This window comes from Sphingomonas sp. GM_Shp_2 (assembly GCF_026540875.1).
In the GTDB taxonomy this organism is placed as follows: Bacteria; Pseudomonadota; Alphaproteobacteria; order Sphingomonadales; family Sphingomonadaceae; genus Sphingomonas; species Sphingomonas carotinifaciens.
Genome location: NZ_JALNUQ010000016.1, coordinates 17885 through 35626, shown reverse-complemented (window position 1 = coordinate 35626; position 17742 = coordinate 17885). Strand labels below are relative to the sequence as shown.

Below are 17742 nucleotides of genomic sequence, written 5' to 3'. Positions count from 1 at the left end.
AACGCCGCCGCCCTGGTTTCGACCGGGCGGCGTTTTCCGTGAAATGGGCAAGGGGCCTTGCGTTCCTTGCCAGGGGCGGCTAGGTGGCCGCTCCCCCTGGTGCGGCTTCGCTGCGCCGGGGGTCGTTTTTTAAAGGCGGGGTAGGGTCGGAATCCACCCCAAGAGAGAAGGAAGCAGGATCCATGATCCAGATGCAATCCAATCTCGACGTCGCTGACAACAGCGGCGCGAAGCGGGTACAGTGCATCAAGGTGCTTGGCGGTTCCAAGCGCCGTACTGCAGGCGTGGGCGACATCATCGTCGTCAGCGTCAAGGAAGCGCAGCCGCGTGGCCGCGTGAAGAAGGGCGACGTGCATCGTGCGGTCATCGTGCGCACCGCCAAGGACATCCGCCGTGCAGACGGTTCGGTGATCCGTTTCGACGGCAACGCCGCGGTTCTGGTCAACAAGAACGAGGAGCCGATCGGCACCCGTATCTTTGGCCCGGTCGTGCGTGAACTTCGTGGCAAGAAGCACATGAAGATCATCTCGCTGGCTCCGGAGGTTCTGTAATGGCCGCCGCAAAGATCAAGAAGGGCGACCGCGTGATCGTCCTGTCCGGCAAGGACAAGGGCAAGACCGGCACCGTGACCGTCTCGATGCCCAAGGACGCCAAGGTCGTGGTCGAGGGCGTCAACGTCGCGACCCGCCACCGCAAGCCCAGCCAGGCAAACCCGCAGGGTGGCCTGGAGCGCATCGAAGCCCCGCTTCACATCTCGAAGGTCGCGCATGTGACCGCCGACGGCAAGCCGACCCGCGTTCGCTTCGAAACGCAGGATGGCAAGAAGGTCCGCGTGGCCGTCAAGACCGGAGACAAGATCGATGGCTGATTACAAGCCCCGGATGAAGGCGATCTACGAGGATCGCATCGTCGCCGCCATGGTCGAGAAGTTCGGCTACAAGAACGTCAACGAGATCCCGCGGCTCGACAAGATCGTGCTGAACATGGGCGTTGGCGAGGCGACGCAGGACAAGAAGCGCGTCGATCAGGCCGCGTCCGAGATGGAGCTGATCGCCGGTCAGAAGCCGGTCATCACCAAGGCGAAGAAGTCGATCGCGCAGTTCAAGCTGCGTGAAGGCATGCCGATCGGCGTCAAGGTGACGCTGCGTCGCGAGCGCATGTACGAGTTCCTGGACCGCTTCATCACGATCGCGCTGCCCCGCGTCCGCGACTTCCGCGGCCTGAACCCGAAGAGCTTCGATGGCCGCGGCAACTATGCCTGCGGCATCAAGGAGCAGATCGTGTTCCCGGAAATCAACTATGACCGCATCGACAAGGTGCGCGGCATGGATGTGATCGTGACGACGACGGCGAAGACCGACGACGAGGCGCGCGAGCTGCTCCGTCTGTTCGGCTTCCCGTTCCCGCAGGAAGAGACCGCCGAGGAAAAGCAGGCGGCATAATCCCAAACCCCTCCTGCCTTCGGGCGGGAGGGGATCAGTAGAGAGAAGAGCTTAAGTCCATGGCGAAACTGAGTTCAGTCAACAAGAACGAGCGGCGCCGCGCCCTCGTCAAGAAGTATGCGGGCAAGTACGCGAAGCTGAAGGCCGTCGCGAACGACACCAGTCTCGACGAAACCGAGCGCCTGATCGCGCGCCTGAAGATGGCCGAGATCCCCCGCAACGGCAATCCGACCCGCATCCGCAACCGTTGCGAGATCACCGGTCGCCCGCGTGCATATTACCGCAAGTTCCGTCTCGCTCGCGTCATGCTGCGTGATCTCGCCAACAAGGGCATGATCCCCGGCGTCACCAAGTCGAGCTGGTAAGGACCTAGAGATGGCAGTGACCGATCCCCTGGGTGACCTGCTCACCCGCATCCGCAACGGCCAGCGTGCGAAGAAGGACTCCGTCCTCTCGCCGGCGTCGAAGCTGCGCGTCCGCGTGCTCGACGTTTTGCAGCGCGAAGGCTATATCCGTGGCTACAGCGAAGAGCAGATGGGCCCCGCGGCCGGCATCCGCATCGAGCTGAAGTATTTCGAGGGCCAGCCCGCGATCAAGCATATCGCGCGCGTCTCGAAGCCCGGCCGCCGTATCTATTCGGGCGCGCAGGAGCTTCCGCGCGTTCGCAACGGCTTGGGCATCACCATCGTGTCGACGCCGCGTGGCGTTCTGTCCGACGCCGAGGCGCGCGAGCAGAATGCCGGTGGCGAAGTGCTGGCGGAGGTGTTCTGATGAGCCGCATCGGTAAGAAGTCCGTCCCGGTTCCGGCCGGCGTGACGGCGAACATCGAGGGCCGCACCCTCAGCGTGAAGGGGCCCAAGGGCACCCTGACGCTCCCGCTCGCCGACGAGATCACCTATGACGTCCAGCAGGACGGCATCTCGGTGCAGCCGGCGAACGACACCAAGCGCGCTCGCGCCTTCTGGGGCATGCAGCGTACGCTGGTGCAGAACCTGGTGACCGGCGTGACCACCGGCTTCTCGAAGAAGCTGCTGATCACGGGCGTCGGCTACCGTGCCGCGGCACAGGGCAAGACCCTGAAGCTGCAGCTCGGCTACAGCCACGACGTCAACATCGACGTGCCGGAAGGCCTGGAGGTGAAGACGCCCGACAACACCACCGTCGAGATTAGCGGTGCGGACAAGCAGAAGGTCGGCCAGCTGGCCGCCGAGATCCGCCGCTGGCGCAAGCCGGAGCCGTACAAGGGCAAGGGCATCAAGTACGACGGCGAGTTCATCTTCCGCAAGGAAGGGAAGAAGAAGTAATGACCAAGGGTCTCTCTCTTTTCGAGAAGCGCCGTCGGCGCAACCGTACCGCGCTCAAGGCGCGCTCGGGCGGTCGTCCACGCCTGTCGGTGCACCGTTCGGGCAAGCACATCTATGCGCAGGTGATCGACGACGAGGCGGGTCGTACCGTCGCATCGGCCTCCACGCTGGAGAAGGGCGCGCGCGATACGTCGGGCGCCAACGTTGCAGCGGCAACCGAGGTCGGCAAGCGCGTCGCGGAAGCAGCCAAGGCTGCCGGCGTGACGCAGGTCGTCTTCGATCGTGGCGGCTTCCTCTTCCATGGCCGCGTCAAGGCACTGGCCGAGGCCGCGCGTGAAGCCGGATTGGAGTTCTAAGAATGGCTGACGAGAACAACCAGCCGCAGGTTGCGGCGGGCGCCGAGGGCGGTTCGCAGGACGCACCGCAGAATGGCGGCCAGAACGCCGGCGGCTACAACGCCGGTGGCCAGGGCGGCTTCGGCGGCCAGGGCGGTCGTGGCCCGCGCGGTGGCGGCGGTGGCCGTGGCCGTGGTGGTCCGGGCGGTGGCGATCGTGGTCGTGGCGGCCGTGACGGCAACCGCGGCCGTCGTGACGATCGTCGCGGCGCCGAGGACCAGGGCGAGGAGCTGATCGAGAAGCTCGTCCACATCAACCGCGTCTCGAAGACCGTGAAGGGCGGCAAGCGCTTCGGCTTTGCGGCACTGGTCGTCGTGGGCGACGGCAAGGGTCGCACGGGCTTCGGTCACGGCAAGGCGCGCGAAGTGCCGGAAGCCATCTCCAAGGCGACCGCGGCGGCCAAGAAGGCCATGATCCGTGTTCCGCTGAAGGATGGCCGTACGCTGCACCATGATGGCAACGGCCATTTCGGTGCGGGTCGTGTGACCGTGCGTTCCGCGCCGCAGGGCACGGGCATCATCGCGGGTGGCCCGATGCGCGCCATCTTCGAGAGCCTGGGCGTCGCCGATGTGGTGACCAAGTCGGTCGGCACGTCCAACCCGTACAACATGATCCGTGCTACCTTTGAGGCGCTTGGCGAACAGACCAGCCCGAAGTCGGTGGCGCAGCGTCGTGGCAAGAAGATCGCCGACCTGCTCGGCCGCGGTGGGTCGCAGACCGCCGAGGCTGATGCCGCGGCCGTCACGGAGTAATCCGACATGGCTACCATCAAGATCAAGCAGACCGGTTCGCCGATCCGCCGGACCAAGGATCAGCGCGCGACGCTGATTGGTCTGGGCCTCAACAAGATGCACCGGGTGTCGGAGCTGGAAGACAGCCCCGAAGTCCGCGGAATGATCCGTAAGGTGCAGCACATGGTGGAAGTGCAGGGCTGAGCCCTTTCACTTCACCGGTGACAAACACGGGGAAGGGGGCTAAGCGGCCCCCTTCCTTTTATCCGTTCCCGACGTGGGAACAGCGCGCAAAAAGCGAAAGCGAGTGCATATCATGAAGCTGAACCAACTTTCCGACAACGCAGGTGCCCGCAAGTCCAAGATCCGCGTCGGTCGCGGCATCGGATCGGGCAAGGGCAAGACCGCCGGCCGCGGCCAGAAGGGGCAGAAGAGCCGTGAGGGCGTGTCCATCGCGGGCTTCGAGGGCGGTCAGATGCCGCTCCACATGCGTCTGCCGAAGCGTGGCTTCAACAACATCTTCGCCAAGGATTATGCCGAGGTGAACCTGGGTGCGATCCAGAAGGCGGTGGATGCCGGCAAGCTGGATGCCAACGGCACCATCGACCATGCTGCGCTCAAGGCGGCAAACCTTGCCCGCGGTGGCAAGGACGGCGTCCGTCTGCTCGCCAAGGGTGAGCTGACCACGAAGCTGTCCTTCCTGGTCGCGGGCGTATCGGGCAGCGCCCGCGAAGCGGTCGAAAAGGCCGGCGGCGCGGTGGAAGTTATCAAGGTGGTGCCTGCCGCCGAGAAGGCGGCCGCCAAGAAGGGCACCGTCAAGGCTGCCCGCAAGGCCAAGTAAGGCGCTGTTGCCCCGGTGCCACGCCGGGGCATTCAGTGTCGGGCCGTCGCATCCGGGTTGTCGCGCTTTGGCCGGCAACCATTAGACAAGGCGGCTCGGCTGCCTATATGAGCGGCGGGGCGGGTCAAAACGCATCCCGCCGCTTTTCGTTTCCAGGATAAACGCAGCTTATGGCATCCGCAGCCGACCAGATGGCGCAAAGCATCAGCCTGGCGAAATTCGCCAAGGCCACCGACCTCAAGAAGCGGCTGTGGTTCACGATCGGCGTGCTGATCGTCTTCCGCCTGCTCAGCTATGTTCCGCTCCCGGGCGTCGACCCGACCGCGCTGGGCATCCTCAGCCAGCGCACCAGCGGTGGCGTGCTCGATTTCTTCAACACCTTCTCCGGCGGTTCGCTGAGCCGCATGTCGCTGATCGCGCTGGGCGTGATGCCGTACATCACCGCCTCGATCGTGGTGCAGCTCGCGACCTCGCTCAGCCCGCAGCTTGCCGCGATCAAGAAGGAAGGTGAGAGCGGTCGCAAGAAGCTGAACCAGTATACACGTTACGGCACCGTGTTACTGACGGCGATCCAGGGCTATTTCATCGCTGTCGGTCTGGAGGCGCTGGGCGCCAATTCCGGTGTGCAGGCGGTGATCGAACCGGGCTTCACCTTCCGCATCGCTGCGGTCGTGTCGCTGATCGGTGGTACGATGTTCCTGATGTGGCTGGGTGAGCAGATCACCAGCCGCGGCATCGGCAACGGCGTGTCGCTGATCATCATGGCCGGCATCGTCGCCCATCTTCCGACCACGCTGATCAATCTGCTGGAGGGTGGCCGCTCGGGCAGCATCGATCCGCTGCGCCTGATCGGTATCATCGTGGCGGTGATCGTGCTGATCCTGTTCATCTGCTTCATGGAACGGGCACAGCGTCGCATCCTGATCCAATATCCCAAGCGCGCGACGCAGCGCGGCATGCAGGCCGACCGCAGCCACCTGCCGCTGAAGCTGAATACCGCGGGCGTGATCCCTCCGATCTTCGCGTCGTCGCTGCTGCTGATGCCGCTGACCATCTCGCAATTTGCGGGGCAGCGCGTGGCGGGTGAGAGTGCCTGGGGCGATTTCATCATCAGCCTGAACCAGTATCTGCAGCACGGCTCGCCCGTTTACATGCTGCTATACGGCGCCGGTATCATCTTCTTCTCGTTCTTCTACACCGCGGTCGTGTTCAATCCGGAAGAAACCGCGGACAATCTGAAGCGCTACGGTGGGTTCATTCCCGGCATCCGTCCGGGCAAAAACACCGAGACCTATCTGGATTACGTGCTCACCCGGATTACCGTGATCGGCGCGGCCTATCTGACGATCATCTGCCTGTTGCCAGAATATCTCGTCTCCGCGTTGCAGATTCCGTTCTATCTGGGCGGCACGAGCCTGCTGATCGTGGTCAACGTGACGATGGATACCGTGACGCAGATCCAGAGCCACTTGCTGGCGCATCAATATGGCGATCTGATCAAGAAGGCGAAGCTGAAGGGCGGGCGTCTCCGCTGAGGCGGCGTCGGCCAGCATAATCGGAAGGGGAAGACGCGCGTGAACATCATCCTGTTGGGGCCGCCGGGGGCGGGCAAGGGGACGCAGGCGCAGCGGTTGGTTGCGGAGCGGGGCATGGTGCAGTTGTCGACGGGGGACATGCTGCGGGCCGCGGTAAAGGCCGGTACGCCGGTCGGTCTGCAGGCCAAGGCGGTCATGGATGCGGGCGAACTGGTGTCGGATGCGATCGTCTCCGCGCTGATCGGCGAGCGGCTGGACGAGGCGGACGCCACGGGCGGGGCGATCTTCGACGGATATCCGCGGACCGCGGCGCAGGCAGAGGCGCTGGACCTGCTGCTCGACGAGCGCGGACGTGCGCTCGACTATGTGATCGAGCTTGAGGTGGACGAGGATGCGCTGGTCGAGCGGATCACCGGCCGCTTCACATGCGCCAATTGCGGCACCGGATATCACGACAGCTTCAAGCCGACCGCGGTCGCGGGCGTGTGCGATGTCTGCGGCGCAACCGAGTTCAAGCGCCGCCCCGACGACAATGCCGAAACGGTGCGCACGCGAATGGCCGAATATCGTGCCAAGACCGCGCCGATCCTGCCGATCTACGAAGCACGCGGGCTGGTGCGGCGTGTCGACGGCATGGCGGACATGGCAGAGGTCGGTCGGGCGGTGAGTGCGATCCTCGACGGCAACTGACCGACGTCGCAACATGACGTAAAGTTCATGTGCCTGTCAGGATCAAATGGTTCGCGGCAGCGTATAGGGGATGCATCGGCGCCCGAACTCCCGGGGGCGCCGCCGGGGCCGGCGGAAGGGGTCTTCCGTCGGCCTTTCGCTTGCCGATGAGGTGCGGGCGCACGCGATCCTGTCTCCATGCCCCCCATTAGCGGTTTGGCAACCGGCGTTGACCAGAAGGGAGGGATGCACACCATCACCTTCCGCCACGATATCAATTTGTTGGATATCGCCTGGATGGGACAGTTCACACGCGACAGCGCCGCCGATTATGCCCGCGAGGTGCTTCAACGCTTCGCCGCGGAACGCTTCAAGCCGGGCTATCTCCTGCGCATGGACATGACGGCCAGCCCGGTGCAATCCCAAGTCGGCGCGTCGGTGATCCATGAGCAGCTTCGCGGCTTTCCCCGTGCCAGCGCCATCGCGATCGTGACGCCGAGCGCCATCACCCGCATGCAGGTCCGCCGGCTGATGACCCAGCCCTATTTGCAGGTGTTCGATACAGCGGAGCCTGCGCTCGAGTGGCTTTTGGCAGGCGATGGCGCCCGGACTTCGCCAGGCATATCGTCAGGCGTGGCAGGCACTCTATAGGCGAGGGATGGATACCCTGTCCCTGTTCGGCCTGGTCGCCGTTTCGTTCACCCTGATCTGCTATGCGATGGAAAGCGGGGCGCACTGGTGGACCCTCGGCTTCGTTCTGGGATGCCTCGCCGGGTCGGCCTACGGTTTTCTGCAAGGCGCATGGCCATTCGGCGTGGTCGAGCTGTTCTGGGCGGCGGTTTCGTTCCAGCGATGGCTGCGTCTGCGACGAATGCGGGAACCTCTCGCTTGACAGAGTGTTGCGAGGCGCCTAACTGACCGTCCTTCCACTGTACCATGGTTTCGGCGCCGCTTTGCGCGTGCGTCGCGATCGTGCGTGGTGGAGCCAACGCGTCGAGATGGGGTGTGCGCTGCCATGCCATGCCCCGTGGAGCTAGGAGAATATATTCCATGGCACGTATCGCGGGTGTCAATATCCCGACCAACAAGCGCGTGGTGATCGCGCTGACCTACATCCACGGCATCGGTCCGGCCAAGGCCAAGGAAATCACGGCCAAGCTGAACATCGCGGCCGACCGCCGCGTCCAGGACCTGTCGGACCAGGAAGTCCTGCAGATCCGTGAGACGATCGACGCCGACCACACTGTCGAGGGTGATCTTCGTCGCGAAACCGCGATGAACATCAAGCGCCTGATGGACCTGGCCTGCTATCGCGGCCTGCGCCACCGCAAGGGCCTGCCGGTCCGCGGCCAGCGCACGCACACCAACGCGCGCACCCGCAAGGGCAAGGCTAAGCCGATCGCGGGCAAGAAGAAGTAAGAACAGTCCCGGGGACTGTTTTCATTCTTCTCCGCCGGAGGCCGGTACGAGGCGGATAGCCTCCCGGCCACCGTACCACGAGACAAGGTCAGGATTTCATCAATGGCACAAGCACCGCAGCGTCTTCGCCGTCGCGAGCGCAAGAACATTACCGCCGGCGTCGCGCACGTGAACGCCAGCTTCAACAACACCATGATCACGATCACCGACGCGCAGGGCAATGCCATTGCATGGTCGTCGGCCGGCATGATGGGCTTCAAGGGTTCGCGCAAGTCGACCCCGTATGCCGCCCAGGTCGCCGCCGAGGATGCCGGCAAGAAGGCTGCCGAGCACGGTGTCCGCACCCTCGAAGTCGAGGTCAAGGGTCCGGGTTCGGGCCGCGAGTCGGCGCTGCGCGCGCTGCAGGCGGTCGGTTTCCAGATCACCTCGATCCGCGACGTGACCTCGATCCCGCACAACGGCGTCCGTCCGTCCAAGCGCCGTCGCGTCTGATGGCCCACATGGCCGGCTGACGAGCCGGCCGTGCTTTTTCTTGGCTGGAACCGTCCCCGTTCCGGCCCCCAACGCAGGGGAACCCCGTGTCTGTCAATGCAAAGAACTGGCAGGAACTGAAGAAGCCCAACGCGCTCGAAAAGAAGGGCGGCGATGGCAAGCGCAAGGCGACGTTCGTCGCCGAACCGCTGGAGCGTGGCTTCGGCCTGACGCTCGGCAATGCGCTGCGTCGCGTGCTCCTGTCGTCGCTCCAGGGCGCGGCGGTCACCTCCATCAAGATCGAGAACGTGCTGCACGAGTTCTCGAGCCTCGCGGGTGTCCGTGAGGACGTGACCGACATCGTGCTGAACGTGAAGCAGATTGCGATCCGCATGCAGGGCGAAGGCCCGAAGCGGCTCCAGCTTTCCGCCACCGGTCCGGCCGAGGTGAAGGCAGGCGACATCGCAGTGTCGGGCGACATCGAGGTCATGAACAAGGACCTGGTGATCTGCCATCTCGACGAAGGCGCCACGCTCAACATGGAGCTGACCGCCGACATCGGTAAGGGCTATGTTCCGGCAAACGCCAATCGCCCTGCGGATGCGCCGATCGGCCTGATCCCGGTCGATGCGCTCTACTCGCCGGTGCGCCAGGTGTCGTACAAGGTCGACCCGACCCGCGTCGGGCAGGACCTCGACTATGACAAGCTGACGCTGACGATCGAAACCGATGGCACGGTGACCCCGGAAGACGCGGTGGCCTATGCCGGCCGCATCCTTCAGGACCAGCTTGCGCTGTTCGTCCACTTCGACGACTCCTCGGTCACGCGTGCTGCGCCCGTCGGCCAGGCCGCCGTGCCGGTCGCAGGGGCGGAGCCGCAGAGCGACACGCAGCAGATCAACCGCTACCTCCTCAAGAAGGTGGACGAGTTGGAGCTGTCGGTCCGTTCGGCGAACTGCCTGAAGAACGACAACATCATCTATATCGGCGATCTGGTCGGCAAGACCGAAGCCGAGATGCTGCGTACCCCGAACTTCGGCCGCAAGTCCCTGAACGAGATCAAGGAAGTGCTGTCGTCCATGGGCCTGCGCCTTGGCATGGAAATCCCCGGCTGGCCGCCCGAGAACATCGAGGAAATGGCCAAGAAGCTGGAACAGGAGATCATGGGCTGACGCACACCGGTGCAGCGTTGCTGCACCGGAGACGCGGCAGGCCCGGCCGGCGGGTTGGCGACGAGCCGACCCGTTCGATGTCACGACGCGGGCTCGCCGCGGCGACTTAGCCGGTCAAACCGGTTTCCTCCGTCCATCGCGGACGGGGAGGATCAAGACAGGCAAAGGGTGGCCGCCTCAAGTGTCACCGGGTCTGGGGTTTTCCGTAAGACGGCCCCTTAACGAACAAAGGAATTGAACATGCGTCATCGCGTAGGCGGTCGTAAGCTGCAGCGTACCTCGGCTCATCGTACGGCCCTGTTCCGCAACATGTCGGCCGCGCTGATCAAGCACGAGCAGATCACCACCACGCTCGCCAAGGCGAAGGAGCTTCGCCCCTATGTCGAGAAGCTGGTGACGCTGGGCAAGAAGGGTGGCCTGTCCAACCGCCGTCTGGCGCATGCCCGTCTGCTGGACGACGTGCAACTCGTGAAGCTGTTCGACGTGCTGGCGACCCGCTACGCCGATCGCGCCGGCGGTTATACCCGCATCATCAAGGCCGGTATCCGGGCGTCGGACGCGGCACCGATGGCGATCATCGAGTTCGTCGACCGTGACGTGTCCGCCAAGGGCCAGGATTCGGGTCCGGTGCAGACCGAAGAGGATTTCGACGAGGCCGCCTGAGCCCGTCGGGACATCGTCCAAACCGATCGAACGGCCGCCCCCTCACCGGGGCGGCCGTTTTCGTTTCGCGGGCGGTTCATCGTGTCGAAAGCACGACCGGACCAACATGGCGCGATCGAACCTGACGGGAGACGGGTGATGCGCAAGGCCGCGCTGGGGGTAGCTTTGGGGGCATGGAGCGTGACGGGCGCGGCCGCCATGCAGGAGGCCGTTCCTCCCCCCGGCAAGGCCGCTACTGATACCGGCATGTCCGCGCCGGGCCGCGCCTGCCCCCTGCCGACCGGCACATCCTGCGAGAGCGTCGCCGCCAGGAAAGGCGCGAGGCGCGCACCGGCGGCATCGTGATCGGCGCGCTGCTGGCGGTGGGTATCCTCGCGTTACGCGGCAAGACGCGCGGGAGCGATGTTACCGAAGAGCTGGTCGCGCAGAACGGGGACGGCGCGGCAATGATCCCCGAGGCCGCCACGCCGCCGATGCGGGTGGACACGGATGCCGACGCCGCGGTGCAGGCCTGTGCCGGTTCGGTGGAAGGCGAAGCGCGGCAAGTTTCGCCCTTGGCGCAGGTGGGGCAGATCCAGACGGTCGAGCCGCATGGCGACGGCTATGCGATCCGTGGCGACGTGCTGGTGCGTGCCAGCTACCGCGATGCCGGGGATCTGCGCGGCTTTCGCTGTACGGTCGAGTCGCAGGCGGTACGCAGCGTCGTGATCGATGATCCGCAACGGCCACCGGCACGGTAGCATTTCGCGTCCGACGTCGCTATCGGACCGCCATGGAGCACCCCGACAGCATCCTCATCGTCGATTTCGGCAGCCAGGTCACCCAGCTCATCGCGCGCCGCGTGCGCGAGGCGGGGGTCTATTCCGAGATCGTTCCCTTTCAATCCGCCGCCGAAGGCTTTGCGCGCATCCGGCCCGCCGGCATCATCCTGTCCGGCGGGCCTGCCTCGGTGCCCGACGAGAACAGCCCGCGCATTCCGCAGGCGATCCTCGACAGCGGCCTGCCGATGCTGGGCATCTGCTACGGCCAGCAGGCGCTGACCGAGCAACTGGGCGGCAAGGTCGAGAAGGGCGACAGCGGCGAATTCGGCGAAGCCTATGTGACGATCGACGAGCCTTGTGCGCTGTTCGATGGCCTGTGGGACCTGGGCGATCGTCATCAGGTATGGATGAGCCATGGCGACAAGGTGACGGCGCTGGCGCCCGGCTTCCGTGTCGTCGCCACCAGCCCGGGCGCGCCGTTTGCGATCATCGCCGACGATGCGCGGCGCATCTATGCGATGCAGTTCCACCCGGAAGTGGTGCATACCCCCGATGGCGGCAAGCTGATCGCCAATTTCGCGCGGCATGTGGTCGGCCTGTCGGGCGACTGGACGATGGCCGAATTCCGCGAGGCCAAGATCGCGGACATTCGCAAGCAGGTCGGCACGGGGCGGGTGATCTGCGGCCTGTCCGGCGGTGTCGATTCGGCGGTGGCGGCGGTGCTGATCCACGAGGCGATCGGCGACCAGCTGACCTGTGTGTTCGTCGACCACGGGCTGATGCGCTCGGGCGAGGCGGAAGAGGTCGTCGGCCTGTTCCGCGGTCATTACAACATCCCGCTCGTCCATGTGGATGCCGAGGAGCTGTTCATGACCGGCCTGGCCGGGGTGACCGATCCGGAAGCCAAGCGGAAGTTCATCGGCAAGACCTTCATCGACGTGTTCGAGGCCGAGGCCAAGAAGATCGGTGGGGCCGAGTTCCTGGCGCAGGGTACGCTGTATCCGGACGTGATCGAGAGCGTCAGCTTCACCGGCGGACCGTCGGTGACGATCAAGAGTCATCACAATGTCGGCGGTCTGCCGGATCGCATGAACATGAAGCTGGTCGAGCCGCTGCGCGAGTTGTTCAAGGACGAGGTGCGCGTGCTGGGCCGCGAACTCGGCCTGCCCGAGGCATTTGTCGGGCGGCATCCGTTTCCCGGACCCGGGCTGGCGATCCGCATCCCTGGCGAGGTCAGCAAGGAACGCTGCGACATCCTGCGCAAGGCGGATGCGATCTATCTGGAGGAAATCCGCCGCGCCGGCCTGTACGATGCGATCTGGCAGGCGTTTGCGGTGCTGCTGCCGGTACGAACGGTGGGGGTGATGGGCGACAGTCGCACCTACGACCATGTGCTGGCGCTGCGCGCGGTGACATCGGTCGACGGCATGACCGCGCAGGCGTTCGACTTTCCCGGCGACTTTTTGCCGCGGATCGCGACGCGCATCATCAACGAGGTGCGCGGCATCAACCGGGTGACCTACGACTATACGTCCAAGCCCCCGGGGACGATCGAGTGGGAATGATCCTCTGAGATGCGGCGGCCCTGGTGCCGCCGTTTTTCATTTGGGAAAGGTGGCGCGCCCGGAGGGATTCGAACCCCCGACCGAGGAGGTAGAAGCTCCTTGCTCTATCCAACTGAGCTACGGACGCGCGGACATGGCAGCGTTTAGCGCGGTTTGATGCCGGATGGAATGGCGATAAAGTCCTCGCCCATGGACATGGACGTTTCACCGGCCGTGAGGGTCACGGCGCGCGACCTGAGGGGACGTGACTTCCGCTGGTTCGACTATGTGATGGCGGCGTTCGTCACCATCCTGTTGCTGTCAAACGTGATCGGGGCGGGCAAGGTCGCGACCATCACCCTGCCGCTGCTGGGGCCGTGGCCGTTCGGTGCGGGTATCCTGTTCTTTCCGCTCAGTTACATCATCGGCGACGTGCTGACCGAGGTGTACGGCTATGCGCGGACGCGCCGGGTGATCTGGGCGGGGACCGGGGCGGTGCTGTTCATGGCGCTGATGAGCTGGATTGTCGTGGCGCTGCCGCCGGCGCCAAGCTGGACCAACCAGGCCGCGTACGAGACGGTGTTCGGGCAGGTGCCGCGGATCGTGCTGGCCAGCGTCTGTGCGTTCTGGGCGGGTGAGTTCGTCAACGCCTATGTGATGGCGCGCATGAAGCTGTGGTCGGGCGGGCGGCATCTGTGGATGCGCACGATCGGTTCGACCGTGGTCGGACAGGGCGTCGACAGCCTGATCTTCTATCCGCTCGCTTTCTGGGGTGCGCAAGGGTGGACGACCGGGCTGGTGGTGACGGTGCTGTATACGCAATGGGCGCTGAAGGTCGGGTGGGAGGTGCTGCTGACCCCGCTCACCTATCTGGTGGTCGGCGGGCTGAAGCGCGCCGAGGGCGTCGACGTGTTCGACGCGGGCACCGACTTCACGCCGTTTCGTGCCCGCGTCTGAGCGGTCCGCTTACCGCACCCGCTCGGCGACGAGCGTGTCGACCACCGCCGGATCGGCGAGGGTCGAGGTGTCGCCGAGATTGCCCACGTCGTTCTCCGCGATCTTGCGCAGGATGCGGCGCATGATCTTGCCGGAGCGCGTCTTGGGCAGGCCGGGCGCGAATTGCAGCGCATCCGGGCTGGCGATGGGGCCGATTTCCTGCCGGACCCACTGCCGCAACTCGGTGCGCAGGTCTTCCGAAGGCTCCTCGCCAGCGTTGAGCGTCACATACGCATAGATGCCCTGGCCCTTCACCTCGTGCGGCATGCCGACGACCGCGGCTTCGGCGACCTTGGCATGGGCGACGAGCGCCGATTCCACCTCGGCGGTACCCATGCGGTGGCCGGAGACGTTGATGACATCGTCCACCCGACCAGTGATCCAGTAATACCCGTCCGCGTCGCGGCGGCAGCCATCGCCGGTGAAATATTTGCCGGGATAGGTGGAGAAATAGGTCTGGACGAAGCGATCATGATCGTTCCAGACGGTGCGCATCTGACCGGGCCAGCTGTCGGCGATCACCAGATTGCCCTCGGTGGCCCCCTCCAGCACCTTGCCCTCGGTATCGACGATCTGCGGCTGCACGCCGGGTAGCGGCTTGGTGGCGGAACCGGGCTTGAGATCGGTGGCATTGGGCAGGGGGGCGATGAGCATGCCGCCCGTCTCCGTCTGCCACCAGGTATCGACGACCGGGCAGCGGCTGTCGCCGACGACGCGGTAATACCAGTCCCATGCCTCCGGGTTGATCGGCTCGCCCACCGTGCCGAGCAGGCGCAGTGACCGGCGGCTGTATTTCGTCACCCAGTCCTTGCCCTCGCGCATCAGCGCGCGGATCGCGGTGGGGGCGGTGTAGAGGATGTTGACGCCGAGACGATCGATCGTCTCCCACAGCCGGCCATGATCGGGATAGTTCGGCACGCCGTCGAACATCACCGTGGTCGCGCCGTTGGCGAGCGGGCCGTAGACGACATAGCTGTGCCCGGTGACCCAGCCGATATCGGCGGTGCACCAATAGACTTCGCCATCGCGGTAGTCGAACACGTCGCGGAACGTCTTGGTCACCCAGACGAGGTAGCCGCCGGTGGTGTGCAGCACGCCCTTGGGCTTGCCGGTGGAGCCGGAGGTGTAGAGGATGAACAGCGGGTCCTCGGCATTCATCGGCTCGGGCGCGCAATCGTCCGACACCCCCTGAAGCGCGTCGTGCAGCCAGATATCGCGACCCTCGGTGAAGGCCACGTCGCCGCCGGTGCGGCGGATGACGAGGACGTGTTCGACAGACGGGCACTGCGCCAACGCCTTGTCGACATTGGCCTTGAGCGGGATGCGCTTGCCGCCGCGACAGCCTTCGTCGGCGGTGATGACGATGCGCGAATCGCAATCCTGGATGCGGTTCGCCAGGCTGTCGGGCGAGAAGCCGCCGAAGACGATCGAGTGGATCGCGCCGATCCGCGTGCAGGCGAGCATCGCGGCGGCGGCCTCCGCGATCATCGGCAGGTAGAGGGTGATGCGATCGCCCTTCTTCGCGCCGAGATCCTTCAAGACATTGGCGAAGCGGCAAACATCGCGGTGCAGTTCGCGATAGGTGATCGAGCGGGTTTCGCCGGGCTCGTCGCCCTCCCAGACGATCGCGACCTGATCGCCGCGAGTGGCAAGGTGGCGGTCGACGCAGTTGACCGAGACGTTCAATTCACCATCGGCGAACCAGCGGATGCGGAAATCCGCCTCGTTGAACGAGGTGTCCTGCACCTGCCGGAACGGGGTGATCCAGTCGATCGCCTGCGCCTGATCGCGCCAATAGGCGTCGCTGTCCTCGACCGAGGCGCGGTATTGCCGTTCATAGTCTGCCCGGTCGATGCTGCCCTCGACGCCGGTGGGTGCGGCATGGATGGTTTCGGTCATGGCCTCTCCTTGTTGAACTATCCCTCGGGCGAGGTGGCTCTCTGGTCAAGCGCGTCGCGGTGGGACCATCGCAGCACTTCCTCTATCGACCGTGCCGGCCGACGCTGTCATCCTTACGCACCGAGGATCGCCCCGTTCCAACAGGGCCGCCCGGAGACAGGAAGAGGATGCACATGGCGACCATCTATGGCGCGGAACGAAGGGGCACGACGCAGAACGAGAAGCTGGTGATCGGCGCATCGTCGCTGGGCACGGTATTCGAATGGTATGATTTCTACCTGTACGGCTTGCTGGCGACGCACATTTCGAAGCAGTTCTTTTCGGGCGTGAACGAGACGACCGGGTTCATCCTGGCGCTGGGGGCGTTTGCCGCGGGCTTTGCGGTCCGGCCGTTCGGAGCGCTGGTGTTCGGGCGAATCGGCGACCTGGTGGGGCGCAAGAACACGTTCCTCGTGACGATGGGAATCATGGGGCTGTCCACCTTCGCGGTGGGGCTGCTGCCGTCCTATGCCACGATAGGAATCGCGGCACCGATCATCCTGGTCGGATTGCGGCTGTTGCAGGGGCTGGCGCTGGGCGGCGAATATGGCGGGGCGGCGACCTATGTCGCCGAGCATGCGCCCGACGGCAAGCGGGGGCTGTATACCAGCTTCATCCAGACAACGGCCACGCTGGGGCTGTTCGCGGCGCTGCTGGTGGTGATCGGGTTCCGCAACATGCTGGGCGAGGAGACGTTCGGCAGCTTCGGCTGGCGGTTGCCGTTCCTAGTTTCGATCATCCTGCTCGGCGTATCCATGTGGATCCGGTTGCAACTGTCGGAAAGCCCGGTGTTCCTGAAGATGAAGGAAGAGGGCACGACATCAAAGGCGCCGCTGACCGAGGCGTTCGGGCGGTGGGGCAATCTGAAGGTCGTGCTGATCGCGCTGTTCGGGGCGGCGATGGGGCAGGCGGTGGTGTGGTACACCGGGCAGTTCTACGCGCTGTTCTTCTTGGAAAAGATGCTGAAGGTGGATGGCGCCACGGCGAACGTGCTGATGGCGGTGGCGCTTGCCCTGGGCACGCCCTTCTTCGTGATCTTCGGCTGGCTGTCGGACCGGATCGGGCGAAAGCCGATCATCATGGCCGGCTGCGCGCTCGCGGCGGTGACCTATTTCCCGCTGTTCGGCGCATTGACCGGGGCCGCCAACCCGGCGCTGGCGCGGGCACAGGCGGCGGCGCCGGTCAGCGTGGTGGCGCATGGCGGCGACTGTTCGTTCCAGTTCGATCCCGTCGGGCGCAACACCTTCGATGCGCGCAGTTGCGACATCGCCAAATCGTATCTGGCCAAGAACGGCATCAGCTATGCCAATGTCGAGGCGGCCGAAGGGGCGGTGGCGGAGGTGCGGATCGGCGCGCGGCGGCTGGTGGCGCCCGATCCCTCCGTCGTGACCGGCGAGGTACGCAAAGGGGCGGTGGCCGCGTATCAGGCCGCGTTGAAGGGGGCGCTGGCCGAGGCGGGGTATCCGGCCAAGGCGGAGGGCATGAACACGGTCGCGGTGGTGGCGATCCTGTGGTTCATGGTACTGCTGGTGACCATGGTCTACGGACCGATCGCGGCTTTGCTGGTCGAGCTGTTCCCGACGCGCATCCGGTACACCTCGATGTCGTTGCCCTATCATATCGGCAACGGGTGGTTCGGCGGGTTCCTGCCGACGACGGCGTTCGCGATGGTCGCGGCGACCGGGGATATCTATTACGGGCTCTGGTATCCGGTGGTGCTGGCGAGCGTGACGCTGGTGCTGGGGGTGCTGTTCCTGCCGGAGACGTTTCGGCGGGATATTGGGCAGTGACAGTTGCTTAGGGGGCGTTTGGGGCTGCCCCTCACCCTCCCATCGCTGTGCGATGGGCCCCTCCCTCTCCC

At 65.1% G+C, this 17742-nt stretch carries 24 protein-coding genes and 1 tRNA gene; 23 read left to right on the top strand and 2 right to left on the bottom strand.

Features of this window, described 5'->3' with window-relative positions:
- The first annotated feature begins 182 nt into the window (after nucleotides 1-182).
- The 21 genes from rplN to guaA all read left to right on the top strand — a co-directional run bounded on the left by rplN (nucleotide 183) and on the right by guaA (nucleotide 12968).
- Nucleotides 183-551: a 50S ribosomal protein L14 gene (rplN, locus tag OXR08_RS07985; protein ID WP_022687056.1), complete on the top strand. Its 369-nt coding sequence runs from the start codon at nucleotides 183-185 to the stop codon at nucleotides 549-551.
- Complete coding sequence (gene rplX, locus OXR08_RS07980) at nucleotides 551-868, top strand: 50S ribosomal protein L24 (RefSeq protein ID WP_112381145.1); 318 nt, start codon at nucleotides 551-553, stop codon at nucleotides 866-868. The genes rplN and rplX overlap by 1 nt, the downstream gene beginning before the upstream one ends.
- A complete protein-coding gene (gene rplE / locus OXR08_RS07975; protein ID WP_267349227.1) occupies nucleotides 861-1442 on the top strand; it encodes a 50S ribosomal protein L5 in 582 nt (193 codons plus the stop codon). The genes rplX and rplE overlap by 8 nt, the downstream gene beginning before the upstream one ends.
- 59 nt (nucleotides 1443-1501) lie before the next feature.
- Nucleotides 1502-1807: a 30S ribosomal protein S14 gene (gene rpsN, locus OXR08_RS07970; RefSeq protein WP_112381143.1), complete on the top strand. Its 306-nt coding sequence runs from the start codon at nucleotides 1502-1504 to the stop codon at nucleotides 1805-1807.
- Between the two features lie 10 nt (nucleotides 1808-1817).
- Nucleotides 1818-2213: a 30S ribosomal protein S8 gene (gene rpsH, locus OXR08_RS07965; protein WP_112381142.1), complete on the top strand. Its 396-nt coding sequence runs from the start codon at nucleotides 1818-1820 to the stop codon at nucleotides 2211-2213.
- Entirely contained in the window at nucleotides 2213-2746 is a 534-nt protein-coding gene (gene rplF, locus OXR08_RS07960) for a 50S ribosomal protein L6 (RefSeq protein WP_112381141.1), read from the top strand. The genes rpsH and rplF overlap by 1 nt, the downstream gene beginning before the upstream one ends.
- A complete protein-coding gene (gene rplR, locus OXR08_RS07955) occupies nucleotides 2746-3102 on the top strand; it encodes a 50S ribosomal protein L18 (protein ID WP_112381140.1) in 357 nt (118 codons plus the stop codon). Before rplF ends, rplR begins: the two co-directional genes overlap by 1 nt.
- Before the next feature lie 2 nt (nucleotides 3103-3104).
- Nucleotides 3105-3893, top strand: a complete 789-nt coding sequence (gene rpsE, locus OXR08_RS07950) for a 30S ribosomal protein S5 (protein WP_112381139.1) — start codon at nucleotides 3105-3107, stop codon at nucleotides 3891-3893.
- 6 nt (nucleotides 3894-3899) lie between these two features.
- The gene (gene rpmD / locus OXR08_RS07945) at nucleotides 3900-4076 is read left to right on the top strand and encodes a 50S ribosomal protein L30 (RefSeq protein WP_112381138.1); all 177 of its coding nucleotides are present in this window, start codon (nucleotides 3900-3902) and stop codon (nucleotides 4074-4076) included.
- Nucleotides 4077-4188: 112 nt separating this feature from the next.
- Complete coding sequence (rplO, locus tag OXR08_RS07940; protein ID WP_112381734.1) at nucleotides 4189-4713, top strand: 50S ribosomal protein L15; 525 nt, start codon at nucleotides 4189-4191, stop codon at nucleotides 4711-4713.
- Between the two features lie 170 nt (nucleotides 4714-4883).
- Nucleotides 4884-6248, top strand: coding sequence for a preprotein translocase subunit SecY (gene secY / locus OXR08_RS07935; protein WP_112381137.1), 1365 nt, complete (start codon nucleotides 4884-4886; stop codon nucleotides 6246-6248).
- 39 nt (nucleotides 6249-6287) lie between these two features.
- The gene (locus OXR08_RS07930; protein ID WP_267349218.1) at nucleotides 6288-6938 is read left to right on the top strand and encodes an adenylate kinase; all 651 of its coding nucleotides are present in this window, start codon (nucleotides 6288-6290) and stop codon (nucleotides 6936-6938) included.
- A 225-nt stretch (nucleotides 6939-7163) separates the two neighbouring features.
- Nucleotides 7164-7568 carry an STAS/SEC14 domain-containing protein gene (locus OXR08_RS07925; RefSeq protein WP_267349216.1) on the top strand — a complete coding sequence of 135 codons (405 nt, stop codon included), beginning with the start codon at nucleotides 7164-7166 and terminating at the stop codon, nucleotides 7566-7568.
- Between the two features lie 7 nt (nucleotides 7569-7575).
- Nucleotides 7576-7809, top strand: a complete 234-nt coding sequence (locus OXR08_RS07920; RefSeq protein WP_149680919.1) for a hypothetical protein — start codon at nucleotides 7576-7578, stop codon at nucleotides 7807-7809.
- A 158-nt stretch (nucleotides 7810-7967) separates the two neighbouring features.
- The gene (gene rpsM, locus OXR08_RS07915) at nucleotides 7968-8336 is read left to right on the top strand and encodes a 30S ribosomal protein S13 (protein WP_112381133.1); all 369 of its coding nucleotides are present in this window, start codon (nucleotides 7968-7970) and stop codon (nucleotides 8334-8336) included.
- A gap of 102 nt (nucleotides 8337-8438) precedes the next feature.
- Complete coding sequence (rpsK, locus tag OXR08_RS07910; RefSeq protein ID WP_112381132.1) at nucleotides 8439-8828, top strand: 30S ribosomal protein S11; 390 nt, start codon at nucleotides 8439-8441, stop codon at nucleotides 8826-8828.
- 86 nt (nucleotides 8829-8914) lie between these two features.
- Nucleotides 8915-9979, top strand: a complete 1065-nt coding sequence (locus OXR08_RS07905; RefSeq protein ID WP_112381131.1) for a DNA-directed RNA polymerase subunit alpha — start codon at nucleotides 8915-8917, stop codon at nucleotides 9977-9979.
- Nucleotides 9980-10219: 240 nt separating this feature from the next.
- Nucleotides 10220-10642, top strand: coding sequence for a 50S ribosomal protein L17 (gene rplQ, locus OXR08_RS07900; protein ID WP_267349211.1), 423 nt, complete (start codon nucleotides 10220-10222; stop codon nucleotides 10640-10642).
- A 135-nt stretch (nucleotides 10643-10777) separates the two neighbouring features.
- Complete coding sequence (locus OXR08_RS07895; protein ID WP_267349209.1) at nucleotides 10778-10987, top strand: hypothetical protein; 210 nt, start codon at nucleotides 10778-10780, stop codon at nucleotides 10985-10987.
- Complete coding sequence (locus tag OXR08_RS07890; RefSeq protein WP_267349207.1) at nucleotides 10984-11382, top strand: hypothetical protein; 399 nt, start codon at nucleotides 10984-10986, stop codon at nucleotides 11380-11382. Before OXR08_RS07895 ends, OXR08_RS07890 begins: the two co-directional genes overlap by 4 nt.
- Nucleotides 11383-11414: 32 nt before the next feature.
- Nucleotides 11415-12968 carry a glutamine-hydrolyzing GMP synthase gene (gene guaA, locus OXR08_RS07885; RefSeq protein ID WP_112381129.1) on the top strand — a complete coding sequence of 518 codons (1554 nt, stop codon included), beginning with the start codon at nucleotides 11415-11417 and terminating at the stop codon, nucleotides 12966-12968.
- A gap of 50 nt (nucleotides 12969-13018) precedes the next feature.
- On the opposite strand, the gene OXR08_RS07880 is transcribed toward guaA, so the two are convergent.
- Nucleotides 13019-13095, bottom strand: a tRNA-Arg gene (locus tag OXR08_RS07880).
- 68 nt (nucleotides 13096-13163) lie between these two features.
- Between OXR08_RS07880 and OXR08_RS07875 the strand changes: the two genes are divergently transcribed.
- Nucleotides 13164-13904 (top strand): queuosine precursor transporter, encoded by a 741-nt coding sequence (locus OXR08_RS07875; RefSeq protein WP_267349262.1) that lies wholly within the window; start codon nucleotides 13164-13166, stop codon nucleotides 13902-13904.
- 9 nt (nucleotides 13905-13913) lie between these two features.
- Here OXR08_RS07875 and acs read toward each other — a convergent pair whose 3' ends face one another.
- Nucleotides 13914-15842 (bottom strand): acetate--CoA ligase, encoded by a 1929-nt coding sequence (gene acs / locus OXR08_RS07870; RefSeq protein WP_267349205.1) that lies wholly within the window; start codon nucleotides 15840-15842, stop codon nucleotides 13914-13916.
- A 173-nt stretch (nucleotides 15843-16015) separates the two neighbouring features.
- On the opposite strand from acs, the gene OXR08_RS07865 reads away from it, so the two are divergent.
- Entirely contained in the window at nucleotides 16016-17671 is a 1656-nt protein-coding gene (locus tag OXR08_RS07865) for an MFS transporter (RefSeq protein ID WP_267349203.1), read from the top strand.
- Nucleotides 17672-17742: the final 71 nt, after the last annotated feature.

Bases quoted from the DNA above. Each gene is read 5' to 3' on its own strand.
- rpsK (WP_112381132.1), top strand. From the start codon at position 8,439: ATGGCACAAGCACCGCAGCGTCTTCGCCGTCGCGAGCGCAAGAACATT.
- rplQ (WP_267349211.1), top strand. From the start codon at position 10,220: ATGCGTCATCGCGTAGGCGGTCGTAAGCTGCAGCGTACCTCGGCTCAT.
- acs (WP_267349205.1), bottom strand. From the start codon at position 15,842: ATGACCGAAACCATCCATGCCGCACCCACCGGCGTCGAGGGCAGCATC.
- rplO (WP_112381734.1), top strand. From the start codon at position 4,189: ATGAAGCTGAACCAACTTTCCGACAACGCAGGTGCCCGCAAGTCCAAG.
- OXR08_RS07865 (WP_267349203.1), top strand. From the start codon at position 16,016: ATGGCGACCATCTATGGCGCGGAACGAAGGGGCACGACGCAGAACGAG.
- rplE (WP_267349227.1), top strand. From the start codon at position 861: ATGGCTGATTACAAGCCCCGGATGAAGGCGATCTACGAGGATCGCATC.
- rpsE (WP_112381139.1), top strand. From the start codon at position 3,105: ATGGCTGACGAGAACAACCAGCCGCAGGTTGCGGCGGGCGCCGAGGGC.
- OXR08_RS07920 (WP_149680919.1), top strand. From the start codon at position 7,576: ATGGATACCCTGTCCCTGTTCGGCCTGGTCGCCGTTTCGTTCACCCTG.
- rpmD (WP_112381138.1), top strand. From the start codon at position 3,900: ATGGCTACCATCAAGATCAAGCAGACCGGTTCGCCGATCCGCCGGACC.
- OXR08_RS07925 (WP_267349216.1), top strand. From the start codon at position 7,164: ATGCACACCATCACCTTCCGCCACGATATCAATTTGTTGGATATCGCC.
- secY (WP_112381137.1), top strand. From the start codon at position 4,884: ATGGCATCCGCAGCCGACCAGATGGCGCAAAGCATCAGCCTGGCGAAA.
- rplN (WP_022687056.1), top strand. From the start codon at position 183: ATGATCCAGATGCAATCCAATCTCGACGTCGCTGACAACAGCGGCGCG.
- guaA (WP_112381129.1), top strand. From the start codon at position 11,415: ATGGAGCACCCCGACAGCATCCTCATCGTCGATTTCGGCAGCCAGGTC.
- rpsM (WP_112381133.1), top strand. From the start codon at position 7,968: ATGGCACGTATCGCGGGTGTCAATATCCCGACCAACAAGCGCGTGGTG.
- rpsH (WP_112381142.1), top strand. From the start codon at position 1,818: ATGGCAGTGACCGATCCCCTGGGTGACCTGCTCACCCGCATCCGCAAC.
- rpsN (WP_112381143.1), top strand. From the start codon at position 1,502: ATGGCGAAACTGAGTTCAGTCAACAAGAACGAGCGGCGCCGCGCCCTC.
- OXR08_RS07875 (WP_267349262.1), top strand. From the start codon at position 13,164: ATGGACGTTTCACCGGCCGTGAGGGTCACGGCGCGCGACCTGAGGGGA.
- rplX (WP_112381145.1), top strand. From the start codon at position 551: ATGGCCGCCGCAAAGATCAAGAAGGGCGACCGCGTGATCGTCCTGTCC.
- rplR (WP_112381140.1), top strand. From the start codon at position 2,746: ATGACCAAGGGTCTCTCTCTTTTCGAGAAGCGCCGTCGGCGCAACCGT.
- rplF (WP_112381141.1), top strand. From the start codon at position 2,213: ATGAGCCGCATCGGTAAGAAGTCCGTCCCGGTTCCGGCCGGCGTGACG.